Genomic DNA, 22,972 nt, shown 5'->3' with positions numbered 1-22,972 from the left:
ATAGGCCGGGGCAAAACGCGCTCGTCAGCGCCACCCCACCGACCAACCCGACCCGTTGACTCATCCCTATTGTTCTATAAGAATTAGAACATGTTGTTCCGAGTCGACCCCGGCAGCAGCACCCCGCTGGGAGACCAGATCGCCGCCTGCGTGCGGAGCGCCCTCGTCAGCGCGACGCTGAAGCCGGGCGAGCGGTTGCCGCCCGCTCGGGAGCTCGCCTCCTCGCTCGGGGTGAACATGCACACCGTGCTGCGGGCCTACGCGGCACTGCGGGACGAAGGGCTGATCGAGCTGCGGCGAGGGCGTGGCGCGGTGGTGGTCTCGACCGCCCCGGACGAGCGGGCACGACTGGCCGACGCGGTGCGGGAGGTCGCCGCGACGGCCCGGCGAATCGGCATGGGCGCCGACGAAGTCGTCGCCCTGATCAGGGAGGCGTTCGCATGAACCAGGTCCTTCGATGGTTGACCGGACTCGTCCTCCTGCCCGGCGCCGTGCTGGGCACCACCGCCGCGGTGGTCTCGGGCTGGGCGGACAGGCTGCCGGAGCGGATTCCCAACAAGGGCGGGGGCGACAGGCCCGTGCTCAGCACGCTGGCCACCGAGCCCCTGATCACCACCGGACTGGCCGCGATCACCGGGCTGTGGCTGCTGGGGGCGGTGGCGTTCTTCCTGGCCCGACGGCTGCCCGCCCCGGCCGTGCACTGGGCGCGCACCGTGGCGCAACTGGTGGTCGCGATGCTGGTCACCGCGTTGTGCGGTGCGCTGCTGCTCATCCTGGCCCCGGCCTTGGACGCGCGGAGCCCCGAGGAGGTGCGGACGCCGTCGGCTCCGTTCGCGACAGGGCTGCCGGTGGCGGTGCTGCTGGCAGGCGCGCTCGCCCTCGCACTGGCCGGGCGGCGTTCTTCCGGGTTGCCCGCGGCAGGCGCGCCGCCCGCGAACGCGGTCCGGTTCCCGCTGGCCACGGGCGAGCGGGTGCTGTGGAGCGAGCACCGCGTGCTGCGCCCGCTGGTGTGGGCCGCCGTCGGACAGGTGCTGATCGGCGCGATCATGGCGGTGGTGTTCGGGCTGTCGCTGGGCGCCGGGTACGCGCCGATCGGTCTGGCCGTGGCGCTCACCGCGGTGGCGACGCTGGCGATCAGCCGGTACCGACTGGTGGTGGACGAGCACGCGGTGCGAGTGGCCACCGGACCGTTCCGGCGCGAGTTCCCCATGACCACCGTCGAGTACGCCACCAGTTCCCGCCTGAACGCAGGCGACTGGTTGACGGCCGGGGTGCTCCACGGCTACGGCACCGTGATGGCGCCCGCGCCGGGCCCGGTCGTGCGACTGGTGTTCGCCGACGGCAGCGGGTTCACCGCGGGCTGCGAGGACGCCGACACCCTGGCCGCGCTGATCAACAGCCTGCGCCACCGCCAGTACACGGCCTAGTGCCGCAGTCGCATGCGTGACCGTCATCGGTGACGTGGTGACGGTCACCGCCCCGGGCACACCATCAAGCCCTCGGCGGCCACCACCGCCGCACTGCGTCCGCGGTCGTGCCCGGTCCGGTGTTGAAAAGCAGAGCACGGATGCCGGGGCGTGTGTCCGCGCGATGTTGACGAGCTCCTCGAACAGCGGCGTCACTGCGGGTTCAAGTCGTACACCACCGCCGTCGTGCTCCGGTCGAGCAGACAGGTCTCGAAGCCGAGACCGAGAAGCGCGAGTTCGGTCCCGGCTCTGGCCAGCCCGGCCTCGACCTGAGCGGCGTCAACCGTCGGGAACGCGTCGTTCGGCGCCGAGGGGTCGTCGACGACCCGCGGGTCGAGACCTACGTTGAGCACAGTGGGCATACGGCCGCACAACCAGTCCACCGCGGTGTCATCCATGCTGGATTCACGCATATGCATGTGGGATCGGCTCAAGCCGTGGACGTGCTGACGAACCTGCTCCAGCGTTCGCGCGCCGGTTCACCGCGCTGCTCGGCGTGGCACCCCGCCGTTGGCGGCGAACCGGATCAGGCACAACCGCTTCGAGGACGTGACTCGGTGCTCCGGCGGCCGGAGCACCGAGCCAGTGCTGCGTCACGCGACCTCGGCTACCTCCACAGAGACTCCCGATACCTGGAACCTTGATTCATCGCAGTTCCAGGCATCGGGGCGGGCGCGTCAGCCCCGGCCCATCGGCTTGCGGGCCTCGACGAGGAAGCGGCGGGAGTGGGCGACGAACGCCCCCTCGGCCTGAATCCGCTCGTGCAGCGTGGCCAACCGGTCGCGGTACTTCTCGACGGTGAAGTCGGGGACGAACCAGATCACCTTGCGCAGGAAGTAGACGACCGCGCCGATGTCGAAGAACTCCATCCGGAGCTCGGCGGTCCGCAGGTCCACGACCTCCAGCCCGGCCGCCTCCGCCCTGGCCCTGGCCAGTTCCGGATCGCGGTCGCCGCGCCCCGGCTGCCGGGGACCGAGGAAGAAGTCGGAGATCTCGTGACCGCTGTCCGGACCGATCTGCTGGGAGAAGTAGGTGCCGCCCGCCGTCAGCACGCGGGCGATCTCGGCCCAGTGCGTGGTCACCGGGTGGCGGCTGGTGACCAGGTCGAAGGTGCCGTCGGCGAAGGGCAGCGGCGGCTGGTCCGCGTCGGCGACCACGACGACGCCCTTGTCGCGCAGGTTCTCCTGCGCCCGCGCGAGGTTCGGCGGCCATGACTCGGTGGCGACCATGGCCTTGGCGGCGCGCTGCGGGATGCCCGCCAGCACCTCGCCGCCGCCGGTCTGGACGTCCAGGCTCATCACCGCGCGGCCCACCCGCTCGCCCATCAGCCGCTGGTAGCCCCAGGGCGGCCGTTCCTCGGTGGCGCGGCCGTGGAGCCAGGAGAAGTCCCAGCCGGTGACGTCAACCGCGTCGGCCTCCGCGACCAGTTCGTCGAAATCCCCGCTCATGGCTCGAACCATCGCAGGGACCGCGCCGTTCCTCCAACCCGATAACGGGATCGGCGCGGCGCACCGGACCGGTCGGCGTGAGAGGGTGGGCCGTCAACCCGCAGGTCCGAAGCAGCAAGGTGTCCCATGCCCACCGATACCGACGAGAACACCCCCGCCGCACCGCTCCCGTCCGGCTCGCTGGCCATGCTGCTGGTGGGCGCGGGCCGCGCGGCGCAACGCCGCATCGAGAAGGCGCTGGCGCCGCACGGGTTGACCCTGCGCCACCTCGGCGCGCTGGGCCACCTGTCCCGGCGGCCCGACATGTCCTACAGCGACCTCGCCCGCCGGGCCGGGGTGACCACCCAGAGCATGCACGCCACGGTGCGGCAGCTGCAGGAGCTCGGCGCCATCGGCAAGGAGCCAACCGGGCAGGGGCAGCGCGCCCGCCTGGACGTCACCGCCAAGGGGCGCGAGGTGCTGGCCGAGGTGGCGGCGACGCTGCGCGAACTCGACGCCGAGCTGTCGCGGGACCTGCCGGAGGGCGGGGAGCGCTTCAAGTCCTTCCTCATCGGGCTCACCGCGAACTCCGACGGGACCACCTGAACTATCAGCCAGGCTTTAAGTCTGTCTGATAGTCTGCCTCCGTCGTCCCCCGAAGGAGGCACCGTGTCCGCACCCATGAAGCTCGACCTGTCCGAGCAGGACGCCAAACCCGTCGAGGTGGCGTTCCTCGTCGCCCCCGGCTACAACCCCGTCGACATCATCGGCCCGCACACCGCGCTGGGCATCCTCCCCGGCGTGAACGTGCACCTGGTGTGGAAGAACACCGAGGAGGTCATGGGCCAGCCGGTCTTCCCCACCCGACCGACGACCAGCTACGCCGACTGCCCCCGCGACCTGGACGTCCTCTACGCCGGGGCGGTCGGCGCGGAGGTGTTCGAGGACGAGGAGACCCTGGAGTTCCTCGCCGACCGCGGCAGCCGCGCCCGCTGGGTGGCCGGGTCCTGCGGGGGCGCGCTGCTGATGGGCGCGGCGGGCCTGCTGCGCGGCTACCGCGCGACCACCAACTTCCACTGCGTGGACCTGCTGCCCTACTTCGGCGCGACCCACGCGCCCGGCAACGTCGTCGAGGACCGCAACCGCATCACCGCGGGCCCCGCCACCGGCGGCTTCGAGATCGCCTTCCGCATCATCCAGGACATGTTCGGCGACGAGCGGGCGCGGGAGTCCATCCTGCACGCCGAGTACGCGCCCAAGCCGCTGTTCGACGTCGGGACGCCGGAACTGGCCGGTCCCGAGCTCACCGCCCGCGCCAAGGCGCAGGTTCAGCCGATGGTCGCGCCGTTCACCGACATCGCCAAGCGCGCCGCCGAGCGCCTCGGCGTCTGACGGGCGTCCACATCCCGCCGCACGGCCTCACCCTCGCCGAGGCCGTGCGGCGGGATGTGTGCTGCAGCAAAAAGCGCGCGGATACCGACCCTCGGTTGTCATCGCAAAGCTAGGATCAGGCCATGCCCAGGCCCCCGCTGCACGAGCTGACCACCGAGACGCTGGCCGACCGCGCCTACCGCGCCGTGCACGAGGCCATCGGCTCCGGTGAGCTGCGCCCCGGCGAGCGGATCACCGAGCGCGGCCTGGCCGAACGGCTCTCGGTCAGCCCGACGCCGATCCGCGAGGCCATTCGACGGCTGGAGCAGGACGGGCTGGTCGAGCGCACCGGCCCACGCACGGTCGTCGTCGCCACCATCGGCGAGGCCGCCGTCCAGGACCTGGCCGAGGTGCAGGTCGCGCTGCGCGGCCTGGTCGCCCGGTTCGCCGCCCGGCACGCCACGCCCGCGCAGCTGGACCACCTGGACGAAATCCTCGACGACGCCGACGACCTGGCGATCCTCGTCCAGCAGCACCGCGCCGCCGGCCGGTCGGCCGACCGGCAGATCACGGCGCTGCTGGACACCATGCAGCGCTTCAACGACACGGTGACCGCGTGCGCGGGCAACCCCGTGCTCGCCCGCCTGCTGGAGCAGACCAGCGTCTTCTCCCGCGCCGAACGCCGGACCCGCCTGCTCGAACGGGTCACCGCCGACGACCGCTTCGGCGTCGACCGCTACGCCAGCCACCGCGCGCTGGTCCGCGCGCTGCGCGCGGGCGACTCCGCCGAGGCCGAGCGGATCGTCACCGAGGACGCCCGCGGCGGCCTCGACGACCTGCGCCGCGCCACCGGCCACCCAGTGCCCGACCAGCTCACAGCGCCCGAGCAGCCCCCGGCGAGCTGACCGGGCCACGGGCGTCAGGACCGCAGCGCCTCGACCGCGACGAAACGGCTCCTGACGTTGTCGGTGAGCCGCTTGAGGCCGAGCAGCTCCAGCACGGCCCGCCGCGACGCCTCCTGGCCGAGGTTGCCGTTCCGCTCGGCCACGTGGTCGAGCAGCGCCGCCAGCTCGCTCGGGGGCACCTCGTCGAGGGAGCGCGGCCCCAGGTGGCGCGTCCGCACCTCCGGCTGGTCGGGCAGCCGGTACGTGCGCGCCCTGACCCAGCTCTCGCGCAGCGGGTTGTCCTCGACCAGCTTGCCCTCGCGCACCGCTTGGGAGATGGCCTTGTTCAGCTCGCCCGCGATCTGCTTGGTGACCCTGATCGAGCCCGAGGCCCGGACGTAGGCGGTGTGCAGCCTGCTGCCCAGCACGGGCCCCTCGGCCGCGACGATGCGCACCAGGCCGTCGAGCAGCTCCCGCCGCGACGCCCCACCGACCTGGATCACGGTCCCGTCGAACTCCTCGTACGGGGCGAGCACGGAACCCCCGACGGGGGCCGCCACCGATTCGGCGACCGTCACGGGCGGCAGCTCGTCCTCGTGCTCCACCACGTGCTCCACGATGCGCTCCACGACGGCGGGCGCGACAGCCACCGGTGCGCGCACGGCCTGCACCGGAGCGGCGGGTTCGGGGACCACCGGTCGCGGCGCAGCCACCACGGGTTCGGGCACCACGGGTTCCGGCGCGACCGCCTCCGGTGCGGGCGCCCCGGCCGATGGGTCGTCACCGTCCGAGGTCCACCCGGAGGGGTGGATCTCCAGCTCGTGCAAGGCGTCCCACAGCCGGGCCAGCACCGCGGGCCGGTCGGCGTAGAACTCCGACTCGCGGATGCGGAAGAACCGCCAGCCGCACCGCTCCAGGTCCCGCTGCCTGGCCATGTCGCGCTCGTACGCGTCGGGCCCGTGCCAGGCGTCGCCGTCGCACTCGACCGCCAGCCTCGCCTTGGCCCCCACGACCACCAGGTCGATCCGGTAGCCCTGGGCCGGGAACTGCGGGACGACGCTGTACCCGCGGTCGACCAGCCGGTTGAACACCCGCTGCTCGAACAGCGAGTCGAAGGGCTCCACCTTCCGGTCCTCCGGCACGGCCGTGCTCCTGGCCCCGTCCACGCCTTCCGCCCGCCCGGACAGCGCGTAGCAGTAGTCGAGCAGCTGGAACCGCATGTCCTCGGGGTTGCCGAGGTCGGACAGGCGCAGGGAGTGGAACACCCACATCTGGTCCTTGGCGCGGGAGGCGGCGACGTTGAAGCGCTGGACGTACATGTCCTGGGTCAGCGCGCCGATCCGCTTGCCCGGCTCCGCCGCCTTGACCATGGACAGGAACATCACGTCGCGCTCGGAGCCCTGGAAGTCCGCCGAGTCCCCGCAGCGCAGCTCGCGCGCCCGCCACTCCTCCGGCGGGATGCGCTCCAGCAGCCGCTTCTCGATCGCCTTCGCCTGGGCGCGGCCGAGCAGCGACACGACGCCGAAGGTCAGGCCGTCGTAGCGCGGGTCGGCGACGCACTTCTCGATCTGGTCGACGATGGCGTCCGCCTCGACCGGGTTGACCTTGTCGGTCGAGCCGCGCTCGTAGCCGTTGTCGAGGAACACCGGCTTGACCGGCTCCAGGCGGTCCGCGCCGTACTGGCGCACGGGCACCAGCCGGATGCCGTCGGGCTCGTAGGCGATCCGGTTGGAGAAACCGATGATCTCGGGCACGCAGCGCCGGTGCTCGACCAGCGTGATCATGCCTTCGAACAGCTTCTTGGCGTGGTCGAACAGGCTGTACTTGGGTTCCTGCCAGGTGGCGCGGTAGGGGTCGTCCCACAGGTACTGGTCGGCGAGGTCGCGCAGCTGCTGCCGGTCGACGCCCACGGCCGTGGGCGAGACCTGCTTGTCGTCGCCGATGACCACGATCTTGGGTGCGAGGTACTGCAGGAACGTCGCCTCCAGGCCCGCCTGCGACGCCTCGTCGACGATCACCACGTCGAACATGTCGGGCTGGACGCGGAACTGCTCGGCGATCCGGTAGATCGGCATGATCCACACCGGCACCGCCGGGCGGCAGCGGTCCATGGCGGCCTTGATGTCGGCCCTGCGCTGCTCGGCGTACACGCCGGTGCCCTTGCCGAGCAGCTTGACCAGCTGGGCGTACTGGAGCAGGTCTGCGCGGGCCTTGCCGGACAGCCGCTCCGGCGACACGGCGTGCGCCCACGCCCGCTCGGCCGCCAGCCGCTCGACCCGGCCGCGCACCTGCTCCTCGACGTGCAGCACCTCGGCCTGCAGGGCGTTGACGTCCGCGTCGCCGCGACCGAGCACCCACTCCCGCGCCACGGCCCACGCCCACGCGGCGTCCCAGTCGGCCAGCCGCTGCGCCCAGGCGGGGTCGCGCGGGTCCGCCGAGACGGCCTCGTGCACCCTGGGCAGCAGCCGCGCCAGCGCCGCCGCGATCTCGTCCCGGCGGCGCACCAGCCCGGCGACCTCGGTCAGGCGCACCAGCCTGTGGTGCGCGACCGCGTAGGACTCGTGGTCGCGCTCCTCGGCGGCCCGCGCCAGGTGCCGCACGCACGGCGCGGCGTCGGCCCACCGCGCCACCTCGGCGGTGGTGCGCGCGACCTCCAGCAGCGGCAGGGTGGCGGCGGTGCGGGCGTCGGACGCGGCGGCGGCGTCGACGAGCCGGGCGTAGGTCTGCACGGCGTCGAGGTCGTCCCAGTTCGGACGGGGCAGGCCCAGTTCCGCCAGGCCGCGCTCCTCGGCTTCGAGGGCTTCACCCAGCGCCAGCACGCGGCGCAGCTGCGCCAGCTCGGTCACGTGCCACTGGAGCCGTTCGCTGAGGGTGTCCTCGGCGGGGATGCGCACCGAGTCGGGCCAGGCCCGGTCCAGCGCGTCCAGCGCCCTGGTGGCCTCGGCCCACATCAGGAACGCGTCGAACTGGTCGGCGGTGGTGGGCGGGACGCCGTTGACGCGCACCGCCTGGAACAGCGGCTGGGCCTGCTTGACCGCCTTCGAGGTGAACGCCCCGATCTTGGGCGAGCCGTCCGGGTTGGTCTTGAGCCCGCCGCCGTCGCCGACGTGCGTGCGGAGCGTGCCAGCCAGCGCGACGAGCGCGCCCGTGTCACCGGGGCCGACGCGCACCTCGGTGAGCGGGCCGAGCCGGTCGACGAGGGGTTCGACGCGCCCGATGAGCTGGGCGACCTGGTTCCCGCGCGACCGCCAGTGGTTCGCGCGGCCGGACAGCACGTCGGACAGCGCGTCGTCCATCCACTCCTCGCGCCGCCGCGACAGGTCCTCGGCTTCGCGCGCGAAGCCGTTGAGCCGCTGCCGCAGCGCGGTCCGCGTGGCCTGGTCGAGCCCGCGGACGGCGTCGAAGGCGGTGTGCCGGGTGAGCTCGCCGTGCCCCTCCTCGGCCTCGATGGCCCGCCGCTCGGCGATCACCAGGGCGAAGAACTCCTCGGGGGCGGGCACGTCGGTCAGGGGCAGCAGCCTGAGCCGGGCTTCGGGCTCGTCGGCGATCAGCGCGTCGTCCACCACGCTCCGGTGCCACTCGGCGATGTCGCCCGCCGGGACCGGGGACGGCCCGGCACCGCCCGTGGTGACCAGGTCGGCCAGCCAGCCGAACCGCTCCCGCTCCTCCTCCACGCGCCGCGCGATGGCCGCGAGCGTGCCGCGGTAGTCGCCGACCTCGTGCTCGGTCACCTCCTCGCCGCGCGCGTCGAGCAGCCGCCGGTACAGCCCGGCGCGACGTGCCCGGAGGGCCTCGATGGCCGCGAGGTGCTCGTCGATGGCCCGACGCGCGGCGCCCGCGTCGTACTCGCCCGCCACGTCGCTGATCCGCTCCACGGCGACCTTGAGGTCGGCCAGGTCCGAGCGCGAGGAGCCGACGACCGAGACGGCCAGCGGCGCGATGGCCTCGGGCAGCTTCGCCCGCACCTCCTTCAGCGCGCGGTCGGTGTGCGCGGTGACCAGGACGCGCTTGCCCTGCGCGAGCAGGTGGGACAGCAGTGCGGCGACGGTGTGCGTCTTGCCCGTGCCGGGCGGGCCCTGGACCAGGGTCTGGGCCTTGGCGTCGACCTGCGTGAGGACGCGCAGCTGGCGCTCGTTGACCGGCAGCGGCAGGAAGGGCTCGGTGTCCAGCTCGACCAGCGCCCCCGGCTCGGGCGAGCGCCGCGCGGCGGGCCGGTGGTCCGGGTCGACCAGCGGGAGCAGGCCGTCCGGGACGACACCGGACTCGCCCAGCTGCGCGGCGACGGAGTCGAGGATGTCGACGATCCCCTGCCGGGAGCGCCTGCGCAGGACGAGGGCGGGCGCGAACGCCGCCACGGCGTGCGGGCCGGGCTTCTGGACGTCGTCCTCGTCCACGTAGGCGGCATCGCCGTCGAGGGCGTGCACCAGCTTGCGCAGCACCTCGCCCACGACACCGCGGTGCAGGGCGGCGGCGGTGACCTCGCGGGCCTCGTTCCTGATCCGGGCGACGTGCTGGGGGTTGGCCACGCGGCCGGGGTCGAGCATGTCCAGCTCGACGTTCAGGCCGTCCGCGGCCTCGGCCTGGTGGACGGCCAGCCGCCCGGTGGCGTCGTCGAAGTGGATCACGGCGGGCGCGGTGGCCAGGTGCCGCCGCACGACGGGGTGGCCGGGCGGCGACCACGACAGGCAGCCCGCGCCGACGACCAGTTCCAGCTCCTCGCCGTGCCCGGTCGCGGTGACGTAGGTGGAGAACAGGTCGTTGTAGACCTCCCGCGCGGGCCGGTCGGCCCGCTCGCGCTCGGCCCACCGCGTCCAGCGGGCCTCCCACTCGGCGTGGGCCTCGCGGATCTCGGGCGCGTCGTCGAGCGCGGTGCGCCGCTCGCCCTCGCCGATCGACTCCCTCAGGCGCGGCGCGTCGTCGGGGTCGTCCCACGCCCCGTCCAGCCACGGCCGCAGCTCCTCCGCCGGCTCCGGCGGCTCCTGGTGCGGAACCCGTTCGACCACGAGCAGGGCGTCACCGGCCTCCGGCGCCTCCGCGCGGTGGGCGGACCGGATGGCGGGGTGCTCGGGCAGCCGCCCGAACCACAGCACCGAGTCGTAGCTGTCGGTGGTGCGGGGCGAGTTCGACTTGAGCTGCTGGCTGCGCGCGAGGAACTGGAAGAGCCGTATCGCCCGATCAACCGCCGCGCCTCGCTGATCCGGAGCAGCGTCGTTGCTCGCCACAGCCATTCCCCTTCCGCACACCGAACCGATCACGCTGATCATCGTTCGTGGCGCGTACGGCGATACGGCCGACACCGCACTGTTATGAACACCGAGGTGTGAACACCAAGCGCAGTTTCTCGACCACGTTTCGCATTAATGCGGTGCCCCTCCTCGGGAATTCGGACCAATCCCCGGCGGACCGCAGGATCAGTCGCGGTACGCGGCCACCGCGATCCGGGCGAACGACCCGACCAGCGGGTTGGTGTTCGCCTCGTGCCAGGCCAGCACCACCGGGCTGGGCGCCATGTCGACCACCGGCACCACGACCAGCCCCTCGGGCTGGTCGTGCCCGAGCGGGGCCAGTCCGACCGTGCCGTTCCACAGCACGGCCTGCCTGCACTCCTGGACGGCGCGCACCACCGGGCCCTCGCGGGGCTCGCCGCCGCTCCAGTACGACCGCCAGGCCGGGTCGGTGCCGTCGGGGAACCGGAACCAGCGCCGGTCGGCCAGGTCGGCCAGCTCCAGGTGGTCGCGGCGGGCGAGCGGGTCGCCCGCGCGCAGCACCGCGCCGACCGGGTCGGCGCGCAACTCGCGCACCACCAGGCCGGTGCCGTCGAACGGGCCTCGGGTCAGCGCGATGTCCACCAGCCCGGCGCGCAGCCCGCAGGTGGGGTCGGTCAGGTCGGTCTCGCGGACGTGGACCTCCACGTCCGGGTGGCGGCGGCGGTAGGCGGCGGCCAGCCGCGCCACGCCGGGGTCGCCGATCTCGCCCAGGATGCCCACCGCGATGGTCGCGGCGCCCGCCGCCGCGGCCACCCGCACGCGCGCCCGCTCGGCCTGGTCGAGCAGCGCGCGGGCCTCGTCCAGCAGCGCCACGCCCGCCGGGGTCAGCGCGACCCCCGCGGCGGAGCGCCGCAGCAGGGTGGCGGCGAGGTCGGTCTCCAACTGCCTGATCGCCCGGCTCAGCGGCGGCTGGCTCATGTGGAGCCGCGCGGCGGCCCGGCCGAAGTGGAGCTCCTCGGCGACGGCCACGAAGTAGCGCAGCGTCCGCAGTTCCATCACCGCCGAAGATACCCGCCGGGTATCGGCGATGCGGAACCGGTCTTGGACCGCGGGCTCCGCGCGGTGCTGCACTGGAGTCGATCAACCGCACCGCAGTTGTCGAGGAGACACACCATGTCCGAGTACCCGTTCCCCGATCCCGTCGTCGAGATCGCCGACGTCCAGGAGTTGGCCCGCGACGTGGTGGTGATCCCGAACCGGGACGTGGACCTCGTGCCCAACATCGGGGTGATCGGCGGAACGCACTCGGTCCTGGTCGTCGACACCGGTCTGGGGCCGCGCAACGCCGAGACCGTGCTGGCGTTCGCCTCCGAGTACGCCAACGGCCGCAGGCTCTACCTGACCACGACCCACTTCCACCCCGAGCACGCGTTCGGCGCGCGGGTGTTCGCCGGGGAGGCGACGTACCTGGTCAACACGGCGCAGGCGGAGGACCTGGCGGTCAAGGGCGAGGGCTACCTCGCGATGTTCCGACAACTCGGCGAACCGGTCGCGCGTGCACTGGAGGGCACCGGGATTCCGGTGCCGGACAGCACCTACGACGGAACCCGCGAACTCGACCTGGGTGGCCGGGTGGTGCTGCTGCGGCCCACCGGGCGCGCCCACAGCAAGGGCGACCAGGTGGTCACCGTCCCCGACGCGGGCGTGCTGTTCACCGGCGACTTGGCGGAGGCGGGGCAGTTCGCGATCTTCCCGTGGTTCCCGCCGCACGACACCGACGTCTCCGGCATCCGCTGGATCGAGGTCGTGGAACGCCTCGTCGGGGAGCGGCCCCGCGTCGTGGTTCCCGGTCACGGCGCGGTCGGCGACACCGGCCTGCTCACCCAGGTCCGGGACTACCTCGTGGAACTGCGCGACGAGACCTGGGCGCGCCGGGACTCGGCCGTGCCCGAGGAGACCATCGCCGAGGAGGTCCGGGCGCTGATGGTCCAGAGGCACCCCGAATGGCGGCTGCCGGAGTGGGTCGAGCGGGGCGTCGGCTGCCTGTGCGCCGAGTGGTCCGGTCCCCGCGATCAGGGGCGCAGCAGGTAGCCCAGCAGTCGGCGGCGCTGCGCGGCGTTGTCCGGCCGCGGGTCGAACACCGCGTCGAGCAGCGGCAGCACCCGCTCGCGCGCTTCGCGGGTGCGCATGACCCGCCGCCACAGCGCCAGGTTCAAGCGGTAGCGCCACTTCGGGGTGGTCGCCAGCCGCAGGACGTTGGCCACGTTGCGGCGGGTCCTGTCGGGCAGGGCGCGCACGTCCTCGGGTGTGGCCAGCAGCGACTCCGGCAGCACGTCGAGGCCGTGCGCGGTCATGAAGCCGAAGTCCGTCGGCCACGCCGCCGCCCACAGGTAGTCGACCATCCGGCACCAGCCGCGCAGGAAGGTGATCTCCAGCTCGGGCCACGGCGCGGCGTCGATGTCGGCGATCGCGTCGACGACCACGTCCAGGCACGTCTTGTGCGCCTTCCACAGCGCCATGCGCGCCGGTTCCGGGTCCGCCTGCCCGCTCCCGTCGACCAGGGTGAAGTAGGCGCGCCAGTCGGCCACCGCGTCGACCAGCTCCGCCGGTGCGGTCCCGCCCACCGCGTAGCGGAACCGGGAGCGGGTCGGCGGGTCGGCGACCGGCAGGGCGGGCACCACCCCGGCGGCCACGGCCCCCAGCCACGGGACGACGCAGAGGGTGTAGTTGCCGTAGCCCCACGGCGCGTCGGGGTCGATCCGCCCGTCCCGCCGCGCGCTCGCGCCGAGGCGGCCGGTGCGGAACTGCCACTGGTGCTGGAACATCAAGCCCCACAACGGGTTGTGCCGGTTGTCGGCGCCGAACCGGTCCGCCGGGTTGGTGTTGTCGATCATCAGCCGGTAGGCGGCCATCCGCTGCTCGAAGGAGAACGGGTCGAACACCTCCCGCAGGTCCGGCGCCGTTGTCCAGACCGAGTACAGGTCCAGTGCCGCCAGCTCGTCGGGGTGGGCCATGGCCGGGATTCTGCGCGGGGCGCGGGGCGGTGTCCAGCGCCCCGCAGCGCCCTGGGCGGCGGGCCGCACCGGGGAAGAGCAGGTGACCCCGCCCGCAGCCAGTCCCGGTTGGCGGTGCGGGATTCACCCGGAGGTGTGTCGTGTGGACGGTCGGGGGAAGAGCACCCCACGCGAGGGGGAATCATCAGGTGATCCGGACTGATCTCATGTCCCACCCCTCGCGCTTGGCGACGGACTGGCCGGTGTCGGCGATGTCCTGCAGTCCGCGCGCCTCCTCCTCCGGCACGACGGCCGCCACGAACTCGCCGTCGACGGCCCCCGACCGCTTCTCGCACCGCCACTCCTGGCGGAAGGCGTTGTCCTGGCGGCACTCCTGCTGCGGGTAGTAGCGGTCGCCGGACCGGACGAACCCGAACAGCCGCCGGTCCGCCGCGACCTCGGCGGTCACCGTGCCCGACAGCTGCTGCCCCGGTGTCGGCTCGGTCCTCGGCGGGGTGGTGGGCCACGCCTCGGTGACCGACGACTGGGGCACCGGTGGCACCGCGGTGGTGGGGCCCGCCTGCTCCGCCGGGCTCGCGACGAGCAACCCCAGCAGGAAACCGACCAGCAGGAGCACCGCCGCCAACCCGACGCCCACGAGCAGCGCGCCCCGCCCGCCCGCGACGCGCGGCACCCGGCGCGGACCGGGGGACACCGGGCCGCGCAGCCTGCCGACGCGCAACCACCGCCTGTAGGCCGCTTCCCCGATGTCCGTCGCGTTCTGCTCGCCCGCGTACGCGGCGAGGGCCGTCGCGACCTGATCGGACCGGCAGCCGTCGATCAGCTTCAGGGCGTGCTGCCTGGCGGTCGGGTCCAGCAGGTCCCGGCAACGCGGTCCGTACAGGGTCTCCAGCAACCGCTCCACCAGCTCCCTGGGCGCGGACAGCTCGGCGAAGTCCACGATCTTGTCGACCACCCGGCTGTCGAAGTTCTCCCGGATGCGCACCGCCGGGTGGTCGTGCGCCAGCAGCTTCAGCTCGGCGCGCAGGTCGGCGGTGTTCGTCGCGGCCAGCACCGGTTTCGCCAGGTCGGCTTTGGGGTTGGGCGGGCCTTTGCGGTAGCTGGGAGCCGACGACCACGTCTCGGCGGCTGTCTCCGCGCTCGCGGGCCGGTCATCACGGGTCGCCCACGCCCCGCCGTAGTCCGGGAGGGGGGAATGCGCTGCCTGTGCCTCTTCGGGGTGCCCGACGTCCTGCCGCGCGACATCCTGCTGAACGGCGTCCAGCTGGGTGGCGTCCAGCTGGGTGGCGCCTTGCGGGGCGAGGTCGTGCTGGGCGACTTCCTGTTGGGCAGGGTCCTGCTGGGCGGGCGTCCGCGATGGCTCGGCGAACACGCCGGCCACCAGGTCGCGCGCGTGGGGGGTGCGACTGCCGAGCACCGGTCGGGCGAGGTCCACGACGAGCCGGTGCGACACCCCCAGCGTCGGTCGCGGCGGCAGGAAGAGGATCCACGGCAGGTTGGCCACGCTGTCGTCCGCCCGGTCGGCGTAGGTGGAGAACGACCACCGCCAGTCCGCGCTGCGGTCCCGCGCGGGGCGGTCCCCGTCGAGCGCGCGGCGCAGGGCCCACACCATCGCCAGCCGCTCGCGCTCGGGGCAGCCGATCACGCTCACCGGCCTGTCCGGCTGCTCCAGCACCTGCGCGACCACGTTGACCAGCCTGCCGCCCAGTCCGGATGCGGCCTCGCGCAGCACCGGCGCCGGATCGGCCCTCCTGGCGAAGTACTGCGGGTCGAACGAGTACGTCGAGACGCCCTCCGCCACCTCGTCCTGCCACGGCTGACCGGCCTCGGTCGACAGGCACAGGCCCAGCGCGACCGGCGGGGTGAGCACGGCCACCGGTCCGACCAGCGCGTGCGCGTTCTCCCGCCCCGGCGACCTGCCGCGGGCCACCCGGCGGATCACGGCCGCCTGCCCGTCGGGGAACACCAGGTAGGAGAACGCGCTGGCGGGCGCGTCGCTCCCCCCGGTGCTCGCGAGCCGGACGTGGTTCTTGAGCCGGGCGGCCCAGCGGCGCATGTCCTCGTCGCCCTGGAACGAGTGGCACATCACCGTGTGCTGCCGGTGCACGGTGGACCACCCGAAGAACAGCTGGTGCACCACGCCATCGGGACCGGTCACGGCATTCCCACCTTCTCCGCTTCGGGACCGGTGATCGTCCCGGTCATCGCGAGGATCGCCACCAGCGGTTCCAGCACGCGGGTCGGGCGGCACCCGCGCGGGAAGTACCTGCCGCTCCCGCCGCCCGGCTCGACGGGCACCGCGTCGCCGCCGCTGGCGGAGACGAAGTGCAGGGTCGAGCGGGCGAAGGTGTGGAAGGGCCTCAACGACGCACGCGCGCCCACGCCGTGCAGGTAGGCGTAGACGTCGCGGCTCTCCTCGCGGATGCGGGCGGCGTCGAGCACGCGCTCGTCGCCCCGGTGCAGCCAGCGGTCCACCGGCGGCACGTAGCGCAGCCGGTCGGACTTGGTCATCGCGATCACGGCGGGGACGCGCTCACCACCCGGCAGGGCGCGCAGGCTCTCCACGGCGAGCTGGAAGGACTTGTTCTCGCTCTCCGGCTCCGACTCGCCGGTTTCCAGCGGGTCCTCCCAGGCGTGCACGAAGACCACCGCGTTCGCGCTGAGCAGGAACCTGGTGGCGGGGTTGCGGGCCTCGGTGCTCTCCAGGTCCTCGCCCGCCACGTCGAAGAACGTCACCGGCCGCCGCTGCCCGTCCGGACCGCGCAGCAGCAGGATGTCGGCGGCTTCGATGATGCCGGTGTCGGTGCCCGGCAGCGCCCCGCCCTTCTCGAAGGGCTTGATGTAGTTCTCGCGGAAGTACTCGTGCCTGCGGAAGTCCAGAGCGGACACGTCGATGCCGTAGGCGGCCAGGCCCTCCCGGTAGACCTGGCGGATCATCGCGGTCAGCAGGTGGGTCTTGCCGGAGAACGGGGCGCCGACCAGACCGATCACCAGCGGGTCGGCGTACTCGGCGTAGGTGGCGGGCAGGTAGTGCTCGGCCACGTCCTGGGACGGGTTGGGGCACTGCCGGTAGCCCCGGCGGGCGAGGCTGGCGCGCTTGACCTCGGGCAGCGCCCGCGTGTCCTCGTCCTGGTAGCGGCGGTTCTCCTCGTCGTAGAGCCAGATCCGCCCGTCGTCGGGCCAGTCGTACTCGTCGGCGCACACGGGGCAGCGCACCCGCCTCGGCGGCGGGGTCCACCCGGAGGCGGTCACCGGCGCGCCCCCTTCCCGAACGGGGCCGTCGCGGTGAGGACCGCGACGGCGAGCAGGGAGAACAGCCGCAGCCCTCGCCTGCCACGCCGGGGCGGCCGCGCGGGCGGCGGTGAGGGCGGGCCACCCTTGGCGGCGCTGACCTGGTCGAACAGGGCGCGCCCCGGACCGAGTCCGGCTTCCGGGTCGGTGGTGGGCGGCAGGCTCGGGTCGCCCCGCAGCGCGGCCAGCACCTCCGCCGCCCGCGGTCGCAGCTCCACCGGGTTGTCGAACACCGGGTCCAGCAGCACCCGCAGCCGCTCGGGGTCGCGGGCGCGGTCGAGGACCGGGCCGTCCGCGTGCGGACCCAGGCTCACCCGGCGCAGCAGGCGCGCGGCGTCCCACACGTCGTCGCGGGGATCGGCGCGGGCGCCGGCGCGGCCCGCGCCGTCGGGGGACGAGGCGTCCCACCGGGGGTCGCCGACGCGCAGCGCGTGCTCGAAGTCCACCAGCTGCAGCCTGCCCTCCTGCCAGCGCACCGCCTCCATCCCGACCGCGCCGTGCACGACACCGGCCGCGGCGGTCAGCACCAGTGCGCGGAACAGCTCCTGCTCGAACCGCCGCCGCTCGTCCTCCGCGAAGCGCGACGCCGGGCCGATCGCGGGTTCGCCGTGGTAGGCGTGCAGCAGCGCGAACGGCTCCTCCACGTCGAGGTTGTAGGCCGCCAGGCGGGCCAGCTCGCGCGGGTAGAGCCGCTTGAAGACCTGGCCCAGGCGCGTGCCCGCGCGGACCTCCCGGTCGAGCAGGTCGTAGCGCCGCGGATCGCGCGCGCCCGCCGCGCGGGAGACGTACTTGCGGACGAACAGCGCGCCGTCGACGTGGACCAGCCGCTGCTCCAGCACCGAGCCGGGGGTGACGAACTCCCCCACGTCCTCGACCACGACCTCCCGCAGCACGCCGAACACGTCCCGGCAGCGCTCGGGCTCCCTGACCGCTCCCATCTACTCCCCTCCACCCGCGTCGTGCCGCACGGACTCCACGCGCAGCGGGAGCAGCCGCAGCGCGCCGATCAGCTCGCCGCCCGCGCCCCACGTGACGGCGAGGTCGGCGGCGAAGCCCTGGTGCGCGCCGCCGTCCCGGACCACCCGGCGCAGCCGCGCGGGCGCGAACCGCAGCAGGCCGGGTTCGGCGGAGGTGCTCAGGTAGCGCAGCTGACCGCTGCGGCACAACTGCGTCATCTCGCCGCCCGCCCCGACGCGCAGGGCTTGCGCCGCGGCGGGGGTCTCCGCCCACACCCGCGCCATGAGCGCGTCGCGCGCCGCCTCGTCGCGGTCCGCGCGGGCGGCGGCGAACAGGCCGTGCCGCCGGATGTCCCCGGTGTACTCGTCGATCAGCCGGTTCAAGCGCTGCTCGTACACGCCCGGCGCGGTGCGCAGCGCGGAGGTGGCCGCGGGCCAGGCGGGTTCCAGGGCGCAGCGGCACACCTCGACCACGTCGCCGCGCACCACCGCGTACAGCTCCGCGGGCACCGGCCGCATCATCCGGTCATGACCGTCCACAGTGGTCCCACGTGGAACGGCGCAGAAGTGCTCCTGGGCTCCGCGCAGCGCGGTGGCGACCTCCTCCAGGCCCGCGGCGACCTCGTCGGCGGCCGCCGCGATGGCCCGGCGGCGGCGCAGCGGACGCCACTGGCCCGCGACCGCGTCCTCCGCGAGCCCGGTCAGCTCGACCACGGCGTCGTGCATCGCCGCCAGACGCAGCCGCGCCCGCCACTGGTGCACCGCCGAGCGCCAGCCCAGCACGACCACCGCGGCGCTGAGCAGCGCCGCCGACCACACCCCCGCCTGCACCTGCCAGCCGGAGGTGAACGGGGACGGCTGGGCCAGCGCGCCGAGCGCGCCGCCCACCACCCCGACCGCCGCGGCCGCCCCGAAGGTGGCCAGCGCCACGGGCGCGGCGGCGACAGCGCCCGCCTCGCCCTCCGCACGCGGTCGCCGCGCCAGCACCAGCCATCCGGCGCCGGACCAGCAGGCGGCCAGCAGCGCGCCGCCCACCCAGCCCGCCCACCCCGGCCCGAGCAGGTAGGCGACCACCGCGCAGCACGACAGCACCAGCGGCAGGGTCCACAGCGACAGCGGCCACCGGGGGAACTCGGGCATCTCCAGCGACAGCGGGCCGCGCAGGCGCGCCGCCTCCAGCGCGGCCGTGCAGCCCTGCGGTCCGGTGCGCGCCGAGAGCAGGCGCAGCTCGTGGGCCAGCGCGGGCAGCGCCGCCCCGGCGTCGAGCTGGGCGTCCACCGCGCGGCGCAGGTCCGCGGCCACCTGGTCGCCCGCCGCCTCCACCGGCGGCGACACGCCCATCGCCAGCACGTCCTCCATCGGCGGCCTGCCGATCTGGACGTGCCCGTCCACCCGGTCGAGCAGCTCGACCACCACCTGCCGGTAGTTCTCCACCGCCTGGCCGGCCCACAGCACGTGCTTGCCGATCTCCTCGGTCGGCCTGCGCGTGCCGAACAGCGCCGCGGGCGTGCCCAGCGCCCGCGCCAGCTCGGTCACGTGGTTGAGCCGCCGCACCACGTCGAGCTGCACGGCGTGCACCCGGCCCGCGAGCACCGCCCCGTCCCGCGTCGACGACACGTGCGCCTCGACCAGCGCCGCGCCGAAGTCCTCGCCGACCGGCTGGTCGTCCGCGCACAGCGACCGCACCGCCGCGGCGCGGGCGGCGGCCTCCTCCGCCGGGTCCACCGCGCACGACACCAGCCGGACGCCGGGGCTCACCGACCGCCCCTCCGCCAGCTCCACCACGCGGTCGAACAGCTCGGGCACGCGCAGCGCCGCGACCAGGTCCTCCAGCGCGGCCCCCGGCCGCTCGGGCGGGCGGGGCGCGGCGTCGCCGGGTGCCCAGTCCACGCCGCGCTCGTCGCCGACCCACAGCACGGCGGCGTTGCGCAGCACCGACGGCGCGGTGAGCGCCACACCGCCCGGCCCGTCGTCCGGGGCGGGCTCGCCGACCGCGACGCACACCACCGCCGTGACCATCTCCTCGCTCAGCAGGCCCAGGTAGACCTCGGCGTGCTCGACCAGGGTGTCCGCGCGGTCGAGCACCACCACGCCGCCGGACGGGCTCGGGGGTGGCTGGTCGGCCCCGTCGCGCAGGTCGAGCACGAACACCTCCGACGTGCTCATGGCGCGAGACCACCGCCCAGGCCCCGCGCCAGGTCGACCTGCTCGCGCAGGACCCGCAGGCTCTTGGTGGTGTTGCCGACCCGCAGGTCCAGCGCGGTGCCCAGGGTCTGCGACCAGAACTCGCGGAACACCGCCAGCTGCGGGTCCTGTCCCAGGACGCGGTGCTGCTCGGCCTCCTTGATCTTCAGCAGCTCCTGGTCGGCGATGTCCACCAGCGCGGCGAACTCGGGGGCGGGCGGGCGCGGTGACCGGTCGGCGTCGGTGGGGACGGTGGACATCAGCCTGCCCGCCAGGCCCCGCCTGCTGAGGTTGTCGTCGGCCAGGACCCACTGCTCGTAGGACTGCAGGACGGTGGCCCACGACGACAGCGCGCCCAGCGGGGACAGCGCCAGCTTCATCGACACCGCCTCGCGGCTGCCCAGCTCCACGGTGATGTGGTCGGGGCTGGCCGGATCGCCGGAGATGACGACCTTGCCGTCCCACGCCGCGCACAGCAGCCGGTGCAGCACCTGCGCCCGGTCGCGCTCGCCCATCAGCAGGTAGGGGCTGTCCGGGTGGAGCCGCCGCCACGCCAGGGTGTCCTGGTCCTGGGGGTTGCGCCGGGCCTGGGCCCACAACCGGATCACGTGCCGCAGCTCGGGCACCTCGGTGATGCCCATGGAGCTGCGGTTGAGCACGACGACCATGGTGTCGGCCTGCACCGCCCGGTACTCCGGCTCGCCGACCATGTCCAGCGGCAGCGCGATCTCGCGGCGCAGGAACCGCTCCACCTCGGTGCTCTCCTGCGAGGCGGGGTAGGTGACCAGCGCCTTGAGCGGGCCGTGGCCGTCGGGGGCGAACCCGCCGGGCACCAGCTCGGCGAGCTTCTGCCGGAACCGGTTCAGGTCGGCCTCGGAGACGGTGTTGTCGCGCCGCTGCACGGCGTTGGCCACCAGGTCCTCCATGCGCGGCACCAGCGCGGGCCGCTCCCGGTCGCCGGGCCGGATGCGGTCGGAGACCGCCCGCTTGACCCGCCTGCGCACCTCGGCCACGGCCGCCGCCGGGTCGGACATGCCCTTCTCGTAGGCCGCCACCCACCCGTCGGAGCCCATGACCAGGTTCAGCAGGTGCCCCTCGTGCGGGTTCTCCGGCAGGTGCTGCGCGTAGTCCTGCTTCAGCCGGGCCAGCACGGACTGGTAGAACCCCTCCAGGCCGCGGTCCTCCGGCGGCAGCAGGTATGTCACGCCCACGCGCGGCTTGTACAGGTCGCGGGAGCGCAGGTCGAACTGCTGCGGGTCGTTGCGGGCGTGCTCCTCCAGCTGGTCGAGCACGAGGGCGAACTCCTTGCGGAAACCCTCCCACGGCCGCGTCCACAGGCGCCTGCTGTCGTTCCACGCGCTGTTCCACTGGCGGCGCGTCTGCCAGGCGTACCACTGCTCCTGCAGCGCCAGCACGTGCCGGACCGACTCGTCGGTGATGCGCAACCGCTGGGTGACGCGACGGCGCAGGTCGACCGGCAGCGGCGGGGTGGCCGGGTTCAGCCCCGGCGGTGTCGGCGGCGGCTGCCGCCAGTTCTCCAGCAGGGACACGAAGCCGCCGCGGTCGAGCGGGTCGGTCAGCTCCGGGCTGCCGAAGACGGTGCGGTTGAGCCGGAACAGGTCGACCACCTGGAGCAGGTCCAGCGCCGCCGCGCGCGGGTTGAACTCCTGCGCCAGCGTCGCGATCGGGGCGGCCAGCGCCTCGTGGGCGCGGTCGATGTTGTGCTTCATGGCCTCGGCGCGCAGGTTGAGCGCCTCGACGACCTTGCCCAGGCCCACCGGGTTGCCCGGCGGCGGCACGCGCGTCGGCGCGGCCTCCAGCAGCCGGTCCAGCCCTGCGGAGGTGATGAAGCGCCGGATGTGCTCCCGGTTGCTCTCCGCCGCGCCCGGCGGCACGCGCAGCTCGTCCACCGCCCGCGCCAGCAGGTGCGAGCTGATCACCTCGGTCAGCTCCAGCAGCGGCGTGGTGAGGGCGGCGACGGCGCTGGTGGTCACGCCCCGCCTGCCCACCCCGGTCTCCGCCACGGCGTGCCGGTCGACCTTGCTGTTGATGAACCCGTCCGCGAAGGACATGTACGGCCGCTGCGCGCCGTCCTCGTCGTCGCCCTGCTCGGTCGGTCCCGCGCCGACCAGCGAGGTCATCAGCGACACCATCGAGCGCTGGAGGTCGTCGCGGCGCACCCCGCCGACGGGGCGGCCGAACAGGAACGCGGTCTGCACGGTGTTGGCCGCCAGCTGCACCTGGCCCAGCTTGACGTGCGGGTAGCGCACGGAGATCGCGCCGTAGGTGCCCGTCGCGTCGAGCTGGTCGGGCGCGGCCTGCGCGTTCTGGTCGTCCACCAGCCGGAACAGGTCCACCAGCGCCGCGCCCGCGTTGAGCTGGGCGGGCCGCCCGCCGCCCTGGCCGTCGTCGAACGCCGACGGCATCAGCACCAGCGGGTAGACCTCCGCCTGGCTCTGGCTCTTGGCGATCATGTCGCCGATCAGGTGCAGGTAGTCGTAGTAGAGGCCGCTGCCGGTGCCGCCCGCGACGGAGAACACCACGAACACGATCACCGAGTCCACGCGGTGCGTGCGCTGCCCGCTGACCTGGTACAGCTCGCCCGCCGACTCGTTGATGTCGGCCAGCGCCTTGCTGATGCCCAGCAGCGCGGTGTCGGGGTTGCGGCGGATCGTCTCGAACAGCACGCTGCGGCCCACCGTGGGCAGCTGCCCCGCGCCGCGCACGAGCGGGCCGATCATCGGGTCGCTCTCCCGCGACGGCAGCCAGCGGATGGCCTCCTCGTCGGTGTGGATGCGCAGGCTCTGCGCCACGTCGGCGGAGTTGGTCATCCTGGCGGGCACGAGGTCCGCGATGAGGTGCATGGTCTTCTGCGCGGCCTGGTCGTGCTCGCGGCCGGGCACCACCTCGCGGCGCACCCGGTGCAGCTCGTTGGCGCTGAGGTCGGCGTAGACGAACTGCAGGCACGACGGCAGCTGGTAGGGCAGGAAGCCGGGGGTGTGCACCACGTCGAGCAGCCGCGTGCCGTCGGGGCCGCACAGCTCCTCGCGCAGCCGCTTCTCGAACTCCGCGCCGACCCTGCACCCAGTCCCGCCGAGTCCGACGAACAACATCGGTTGGTAGATCTTCACTGCGCAGCCGTCCTCACTCGATGGGGTGGGTGGTGCTCCGG

Annotated in this window: 16 protein-coding genes; 6 read left to right on the top strand and 10 right to left on the bottom strand. The window is 73.8% G+C overall.

Features of this window, described 5'->3' with window-relative positions:
- Positions 1-90 precede the first annotated feature (90 nt).
- Positions 91-444, top strand: coding sequence for a GntR family transcriptional regulator (locus tag JOF41_RS06125; protein ID WP_209616870.1), 354 nt, complete (start codon positions 91-93; stop codon positions 442-444).
- Between the two features lie 17 nt (positions 445-461).
- Positions 462-1,427, top strand: a complete 966-nt coding sequence (locus JOF41_RS06120) for a hypothetical protein (protein WP_209616867.1) — start codon at positions 462-464, stop codon at positions 1,425-1,427.
- A gap of 191 nt (positions 1,428-1,618) precedes the next feature.
- Here JOF41_RS06120 and JOF41_RS06115 read toward each other — a convergent pair whose 3' ends face one another.
- Positions 1,619-1,864, bottom strand: a complete 246-nt coding sequence (locus JOF41_RS06115) for a hypothetical protein (protein WP_209616864.1) — start codon at positions 1,862-1,864, stop codon at positions 1,619-1,621.
- Between the two features lie 279 nt (positions 1,865-2,143).
- Complete coding sequence (locus JOF41_RS06110; protein WP_209616862.1) at positions 2,144-2,914, bottom strand: class I SAM-dependent methyltransferase; 771 nt, start codon at positions 2,912-2,914, stop codon at positions 2,144-2,146.
- Between the two features lie 126 nt (positions 2,915-3,040).
- Here JOF41_RS06110 and JOF41_RS06105 point away from each other — a divergent pair, with 126 nt between their 5' ends.
- The 3 genes from JOF41_RS06105 to JOF41_RS06095 all read left to right on the top strand — a co-directional run bounded on the left by JOF41_RS06105 (position 3,041) and on the right by JOF41_RS06095 (position 5,169).
- On the top strand, positions 3,041-3,499 hold the full coding sequence (locus JOF41_RS06105) for a MarR family winged helix-turn-helix transcriptional regulator (RefSeq protein ID WP_209616858.1): 459 nt from the start codon (positions 3,041-3,043) through the stop codon (positions 3,497-3,499).
- Positions 3,500-3,562: 63 nt separating this feature from the next.
- Complete coding sequence (locus JOF41_RS06100) at positions 3,563-4,285, top strand: DJ-1/PfpI family protein (protein WP_209616855.1); 723 nt, start codon at positions 3,563-3,565, stop codon at positions 4,283-4,285.
- A 122-nt stretch (positions 4,286-4,407) separates the two neighbouring features.
- Positions 4,408-5,169 carry a GntR family transcriptional regulator gene (locus tag JOF41_RS06095; protein WP_189225463.1) on the top strand — a complete coding sequence of 254 codons (762 nt, stop codon included), beginning with the start codon at positions 4,408-4,410 and terminating at the stop codon, positions 5,167-5,169.
- Positions 5,170-5,183: 14 nt separating this feature from the next.
- Here JOF41_RS06095 and JOF41_RS06090 read toward each other — a convergent pair whose 3' ends face one another.
- Positions 5,184-10,370, bottom strand: coding sequence for a PDDEXK-like endonuclease domain-containing protein (locus JOF41_RS06090; RefSeq protein ID WP_307867254.1), 5,187 nt, complete (start codon positions 10,368-10,370; stop codon positions 5,184-5,186).
- A 189-nt stretch (positions 10,371-10,559) separates the two neighbouring features.
- Entirely contained in the window at positions 10,560-11,411 is an 852-nt protein-coding gene (locus JOF41_RS06085) for a LysR family transcriptional regulator (protein WP_209616849.1), read from the bottom strand.
- 117 nt (positions 11,412-11,528) lie between these two features.
- On the opposite strand from JOF41_RS06085, the gene JOF41_RS06080 reads away from it, so the two are divergent.
- A complete protein-coding gene (locus JOF41_RS06080) occupies positions 11,529-12,446 on the top strand; it encodes an MBL fold metallo-hydrolase (RefSeq protein ID WP_209616846.1) in 918 nt (305 codons plus the stop codon).
- Here JOF41_RS06080 and JOF41_RS06075 read toward each other — a convergent pair.
- From JOF41_RS06075 to JOF41_RS06050, 6 genes are all read right to left on the bottom strand, one after another.
- Positions 12,428-13,369, bottom strand: a complete 942-nt coding sequence (locus JOF41_RS06075; protein ID WP_189225459.1) for a Leg1-related protein — start codon at positions 13,367-13,369, stop codon at positions 12,428-12,430. The two genes, JOF41_RS06080 and JOF41_RS06075, sit on opposite strands and share 19 nt — an antisense overlap.
- A gap of 184 nt (positions 13,370-13,553) precedes the next feature.
- Positions 13,554-15,527, bottom strand: coding sequence for a hypothetical protein (locus JOF41_RS06070; RefSeq protein WP_209616843.1), 1,974 nt, complete (start codon positions 15,525-15,527; stop codon positions 13,554-13,556).
- The gene (locus JOF41_RS06065) at positions 15,524-16,621 is read right to left on the bottom strand and encodes an ATP-binding protein (protein ID WP_209616841.1); all 1,098 of its coding nucleotides are present in this window, start codon (positions 16,619-16,621) and stop codon (positions 15,524-15,526) included. The genes JOF41_RS06070 and JOF41_RS06065 overlap by 4 nt, the downstream gene beginning before the upstream one ends.
- A complete protein-coding gene (locus tag JOF41_RS06060; protein WP_209616837.1) occupies positions 16,618-17,598 on the bottom strand; it encodes a hypothetical protein in 981 nt (326 codons plus the stop codon). The genes JOF41_RS06065 and JOF41_RS06060 overlap by 4 nt, the downstream gene beginning before the upstream one ends.
- Positions 17,599-19,782 (bottom strand): hypothetical protein, encoded by a 2,184-nt coding sequence (locus tag JOF41_RS06055; protein ID WP_209616834.1) that lies wholly within the window; start codon positions 19,780-19,782, stop codon positions 17,599-17,601.
- A complete protein-coding gene (locus tag JOF41_RS06050; protein ID WP_209616831.1) occupies positions 19,779-22,931 on the bottom strand; it encodes a tubulin-like doman-containing protein in 3,153 nt (1,050 codons plus the stop codon). Before JOF41_RS06050 ends, JOF41_RS06055 begins: the two co-directional genes overlap by 4 nt.
- Positions 22,932-22,972: the final 41 nt, after the last annotated feature.

It is taken from the genome of Saccharothrix coeruleofusca (assembly GCF_017876325.1).
Taxonomy (GTDB): Bacteria; Actinomycetota; Actinomycetes; order Mycobacteriales; family Pseudonocardiaceae; genus Actinosynnema; species Actinosynnema coeruleofuscum.
The sequence above is the reverse complement of the archived record's forward strand: the minus strand, read 5'-3'. Positions and strand labels throughout refer to the sequence as shown.

Excerpts from the sequence above, each read along its gene's own strand:
- JOF41_RS06085 (WP_209616849.1), bottom strand. The coding sequence starts at position 11,411 with ATGGAACTGCGGACGCTGCGCTACTTCGTGGCCGTCGCCGAGGAGCTC.
- JOF41_RS06105 (WP_209616858.1), top strand. The coding sequence starts at position 3,041 with ATGCCCACCGATACCGACGAGAACACCCCCGCCGCACCGCTCCCGTCC.
- JOF41_RS06110 (WP_209616862.1), bottom strand. The coding sequence starts at position 2,914 with ATGAGCGGGGATTTCGACGAACTGGTCGCGGAGGCCGACGCGGTTGAC.
- JOF41_RS06080 (WP_209616846.1), top strand. The coding sequence starts at position 11,529 with ATGTCCGAGTACCCGTTCCCCGATCCCGTCGTCGAGATCGCCGACGTC.
- JOF41_RS06075 (WP_189225459.1), bottom strand. The coding sequence starts at position 13,369 with ATGGCCCACCCCGACGAGCTGGCGGCACTGGACCTGTACTCGGTCTGG.
- JOF41_RS06115 (WP_209616864.1), bottom strand. The coding sequence starts at position 1,864 with ATGGATGACACCGCGGTGGACTGGTTGTGCGGCCGTATGCCCACTGTG.
- JOF41_RS06055 (WP_209616834.1), bottom strand. The coding sequence starts at position 19,782 with ATGAGCACGTCGGAGGTGTTCGTGCTCGACCTGCGCGACGGGGCCGAC.
- JOF41_RS06095 (WP_189225463.1), top strand. The coding sequence starts at position 4,408 with ATGCCCAGGCCCCCGCTGCACGAGCTGACCACCGAGACGCTGGCCGAC.
- JOF41_RS06125 (WP_209616870.1), top strand. The coding sequence starts at position 91 with ATGTTGTTCCGAGTCGACCCCGGCAGCAGCACCCCGCTGGGAGACCAG.
- JOF41_RS06060 (WP_209616837.1), bottom strand. The coding sequence starts at position 17,598 with ATGGGAGCGGTCAGGGAGCCCGAGCGCTGCCGGGACGTGTTCGGCGTG.